This window comes from Spongiibacter sp., from assembly GCF_984394615.1.
On sequence record NZ_CFHTQA010000078.1, the window covers coordinates 1 to 4120 of the forward strand.

The 4120-nt window shown below is 56.0% G+C and carries 4 protein-coding genes; 2 read left to right on the forward strand and 2 right to left on the reverse strand.

What is annotated here, in order from left to right; all coding sequences use genetic code 11:
• Positions 1–102: 102 nt before the first annotated feature.
• Positions 103–921, forward strand: coding sequence for a 23S rRNA pseudouridine(2605) synthase RluB (gene rluB / locus AC5DB9_RS16425; RefSeq protein ID WP_272989748.1), 819 nt, complete (start codon positions 103–105; stop codon positions 919–921).
• Between the two features lie 86 nt (positions 922–1007).
• Here rluB and rmf read toward each other — a convergent pair whose 3' ends face one another.
• Entirely contained in the window at positions 1008–1214 is a 207-nt protein-coding gene (gene rmf, locus AC5DB9_RS16430) for a ribosome modulation factor (RefSeq protein WP_022957416.1), read from the reverse strand.
• 262 nt (positions 1215–1476) lie between these two features.
• On the opposite strand from rmf, the gene rlmKL reads away from it, so the two are divergent.
• Positions 1477–3636 (forward strand): bifunctional 23S rRNA (guanine(2069)-N(7))-methyltransferase RlmK/23S rRNA (guanine(2445)-N(2))-methyltransferase RlmL, encoded by a 2160-nt coding sequence (gene rlmKL, locus AC5DB9_RS16435; RefSeq protein ID WP_272989752.1) that lies wholly within the window; start codon positions 1477–1479, stop codon positions 3634–3636.
• A 10-nt stretch (positions 3637–3646) separates the two neighbouring features.
• On the opposite strand, the gene AC5DB9_RS16440 is transcribed toward rlmKL, so the two are convergent.
• On the reverse strand, positions 3647–4120 hold a 474-nt coding region (locus tag AC5DB9_RS16440), incomplete at its 5' end, for an acyloxyacyl hydrolase (protein ID WP_491732104.1).

Genomic DNA, 4120 nt, shown 5'->3' on the forward strand with positions numbered 1-4120 from the left:
AGCCGAAGCCGAAGCCGAAGCCGAAGCCGAAGCCGAAGCCGAAGCCGAAGCCGAAATGCCACTCGTCGATGAGGACGACACAATGATAGAGAAACCGCACGAATGAGTGCTGAAGACGAAAAGTTACAGAAAGTACTGGCTCGAGCCGGTATTGGTTCCCGTCGTGAAATGGAACGGGCAATTGCCGATGGGCGTGTCAAGGTGAATGGTGAAACAGCCACCCTTGGTGATCGCGTCGACAAAACTGCTCGCATCGTATTTGATGGCAAGCCGGTCAAGCTGGATACGGGCAGCACCAAGCCCCGTGTACTGCTTTACAACAAGCCTGAAGGCGAAATCTGTAGCCGCAAAGACCCGGAAGGGCGTCGCTCGGTCTTTGATCGCCTGCCACGCCTTAACGGTGAGCGCTGGATTTGCGTAGGGAGGCTGGATTTCAATACCACCGGCTTGCTGCTGTTCACTACCGATGGTGACCTGGCTAATAAGCTGATGCACCCCTCGACGGTCATTGAGCGCGAGTACCTGTGCCGGGTGATGGGGAATGCCTCTGACGACATGCTTCAGCAACTGGTTGATGGTGTTCAATTGGAAGACGGTGTTGCTCGCTTCACCGATATTGTTGATGGCGGCGGTGAGGGCATCAACCACTGGTATTACGTGGTCATTATGGAAGGGCGCAACCGTGAGGTTCGGCGTTTGTGGGAATCTCAGGGCTTGCAGGTCAATCGACTCAAGCGAGTTCGCTACGGCAATGTTTTCATTCCGTCCAAGGTGAAGGTAGGCCAGTGGATTGAGTTGCCCGAAAACGAGGTGAGCGATGTCTACGCGATGGCGGGGATGTCGGTGCCGGTGCAGGAAGCGGTTGAGGGGGGAAGTCGCGTGCCGCGTTCTGCGGGGCGAGGGCGTCGATCTCGCGGTTAGCGCTTGCGGAAAAAAGAAAGCCCGCAGTTGTGCGGGCCCTTGGGAGTGCTACAGCCACAGAACTGGCTGTTGTTGCTGGGGATCAATCAGTGAAACGCCTGCTGCTTTTCGAGCGCGGTGGCGGTGTCGATACCATCCCAGTGGTCGCCTCGGCCTTCCCGCCAGCCGGTCAGCCACTGTTGGCGGAGTTGCTCCTGGGTGTGGGGACAGTTCTCCTTGTTTCTCCCGCTAATACCCGCTTGATAACCACGTTGGTAAGCGCGCTCGGTCATATCGCGTTTCTGTCTTCTCATAGGGCAGATGCCTCCATTTTTCAACGTGTACTCACCGCCGCGTTACGATGGACAAAAGCTGAGGGCGGTGACCCGGTGTTGCTGTTATGACAGCTGAACAGCAACCGAACCCTCATGTAAGCAAACTTTCATAATTGCTGCGAAGACCAATTTCGTCTAAAGAAGCGCAGTTTTAGATGGCTGGTGAATAAGTAGCTAAGCACTTGTTGCGGCGTAAATTTTCAAGCATTTTCTATTTCCCGGATGGGTTTTGGTGAGTCATATGCAGTCCCTGATACTGAGTTGTCCCAAAGGTCTTGAAGGCCTGCTTTCTGATGAAGCGCAATCTCTCGGTGCCAGCCATCTCGGAGAAACCGTTGGCGCTATCAGGGTGGCGGCGAGCCTTGAGACAACGTATCGACTTTGTCTCTGGTCGCGGCTCGCCAACCGGGTTTTACTGCCTCTAACGGAGTTCAGTGGTGATACCGCCGATGCGCTCTACAGCGGTCTGCGGGCTGTACCGTGGCATGAGCATATTCCCGAAGGCGCCACCTTGTTGGTAGATTTTGCGGGCCGAAGCCGCGATATTCGCAACAGCCATTTCGGCGCGCTGCGGTGCAAAGACGCCGTCGTTGACAGCTTTCAGGATGCCGGTCTTGCCCGACCATCTATTGCCAAGCAGCAGCCCGATATTCGCCTGCATGTCCGACTGCGAAAGGGCAAGGTGTTGGCGGCGATTGATTTATCGGGTGAGAGTCTGCACCGGCGAGGTTATCGACAGAGCAGTGCGCTTGCACCACTGAAGGAAAATCTTGCCGCGGCATTGTTGCTTCGCGCCGATTGGCCAGGCATTGCCAGTCGAGGTGGCGCCTTGCTGGACCCGATGTGTGGCAGTGGCACGCTGTTGATCGAAGGGGCCATGATGGCCATGAATATTGCTCCGGGGCTGCACCGTTCTTATTGGGGCTTTTCGGCTTGGCGGGGCCACGATGCGAAGTTGTGGTCGGCATTGCTGGACGAAGCTCGCGCTATTCAGCAAAAGGCATTACAACGGCAGGGGCCCCTTATTCGTGGCTTTGACGCCAGTGGCAAGGTGCTCGATCAGGCGCGGGATAATATCCGCAGGGCGGGACTGGCTGAAGTGGTCAACGTCAGCCGCAAAGAGTTATCTGCGTTGAGCCGTTCATCGCTGGGCGAACAGGCGACGGGGTTAGTGATCTGCAATCCGCCCTACGGAGAACGGCTTGGCGAGCAGGGCGAATTGCTGCACTTATACCGGCGTTTGGGGCAGGCGTTACGCGACGACTTTAACGGCTGGGAGGCCGCCGTATTTACCGGCAATCCCGACCTGGGCAAGCGTATGGGCTTGCGCAGCTATCGGCAATATCAGCTTCTGAATGCGAGCATTCCCAGCAAGTTGCTGCTGTTTCACTGTCTGCCGGAATATCGGGTCGATGATCCCAGTGGGGAGGGGCCGGTTGCGGTAAGCAAACCTCTGTCCTCTGGTGCGGAAATGTTTGCCAATCGGCTGCGCAAGAACCTGAAGCGCATGGAGAAGTGGCGCCGGCGTGAAAGTATTGAATGCTATCGGGTCTACGATGCCGATATGCCGGAGTATGCGGTAGCGGTGGATTGTTACGGCAACGCCGTTCACGTCAGTGAATATGCCGCGCCGTCGTCTGTCGACGATAATGCGGCGCAGAAGCGCCTCAGCGAAGTGATGGATGCCTGTGCCCAAGTGTTCGAGGTGCCTGTCGAGCGAATCGCCTTGAAGGAGCGCCGCCGTCAGCGAGGCAGTGCGCAATACGAGCGGCGTGCGCCAAAAGGCGAAACACTGGAAGTGAGGGAGGGGCAGGCAAAAGTGCTGGTCAACCTCCACGACTACCTGGATACCGGACTGTTTCTCGACCACCGCCCCGTGCGACTCGACATTGCTGCTCGGGCAAAGGGTAAGCGCTTTCTGAATCTCTTCTGTTATACCGCCGTCGCCTCGGTACACGCTGGTCTGGGTGGTGCGCGCTATACCATGTCGGTAGATATGTCGCATACCTACCTTCGCTGGGCTCGTCAGAACCTGTCGCTGAATGGATTGAGTGAAATTCGTCACCGCACCGAGCAGGGTGATGCCCGGCGCTGGCTGGAGGCCTGTGAAGACGAATACGATCTGATCCTGCTTGATCCTCCGACCTTTTCCAACTCAAAGCGTATGGACGATGTGCTGGATACCCAACGTGATCATCCTTGGCTGATTGAACAGGCTATGCGTTGTTTATCGAAAGAGGGTTTGCTGATTTTTTCGACCAACAAGCGTGGCTTTGAATTGGATGTATCTCTGAGCGAGCGCTACGCAGTGGAAGACCGCTGCCAGTGGTCGCTGGACGAGGATTTCAAGCGCCGCAGTAAACCGATTCACTATTGCTGGTATCTGCGGCACACGAAATGACGGGCGGGATTTAAAAAGCTCTGGAGTAAGACAGCGACCAGGTGTCAAAGCCGGGGTTGGGCTCGTCGATGTCGGCATTGGAATAATGGGTTCGCTTCAAGCTGAGTTGATGCACGCCGGCCTGATCAAGTTCTACGCTGAGTGCTAGACGGTCGCGAAACTGAAAGTGTGTTGAGTAGAGCTGGTCGGCAAATACATCTTCAGATAAATAACTGGCGCCAATGCCGGCTTCAGCAAAAACGCGCCGTCCATCAATTTGGAATAACTCCAGTCTGAGCATGGGCGACACTGAAAGGATCATCGCTTTGTCTCCCTTGTCGCGCCTTGCGTCTGATTCAAAGACGCCTAGCTGGCTGTCTATATAGAAGCTGAATCGGCCGCTTTGGTTAAAGGCAACATCCGGATGCCACGCGGCGGACACTTCAACACCTTGTGCGCCACCTTCGTTTCGACTGTTCTCAATCGCTTTGCTGTAGTCGATCGC

Bases quoted from the DNA above. Each gene is read 5' to 3' on its own strand.
- rluB (WP_272989748.1), top strand. From the start codon at position 103: ATGAGTGCTGAAGACGAAAAGTTACAGAAAGTACTGGCTCGAGCCGGT.
- rmf (WP_022957416.1), bottom strand. From the start codon at position 1,214: ATGAGAAGACAGAAACGCGATATGACCGAGCGCGCTTACCAACGTGGT.
- rlmKL (WP_272989752.1), top strand. From the start codon at position 1,477: ATGCAGTCCCTGATACTGAGTTGTCCCAAAGGTCTTGAAGGCCTGCTT.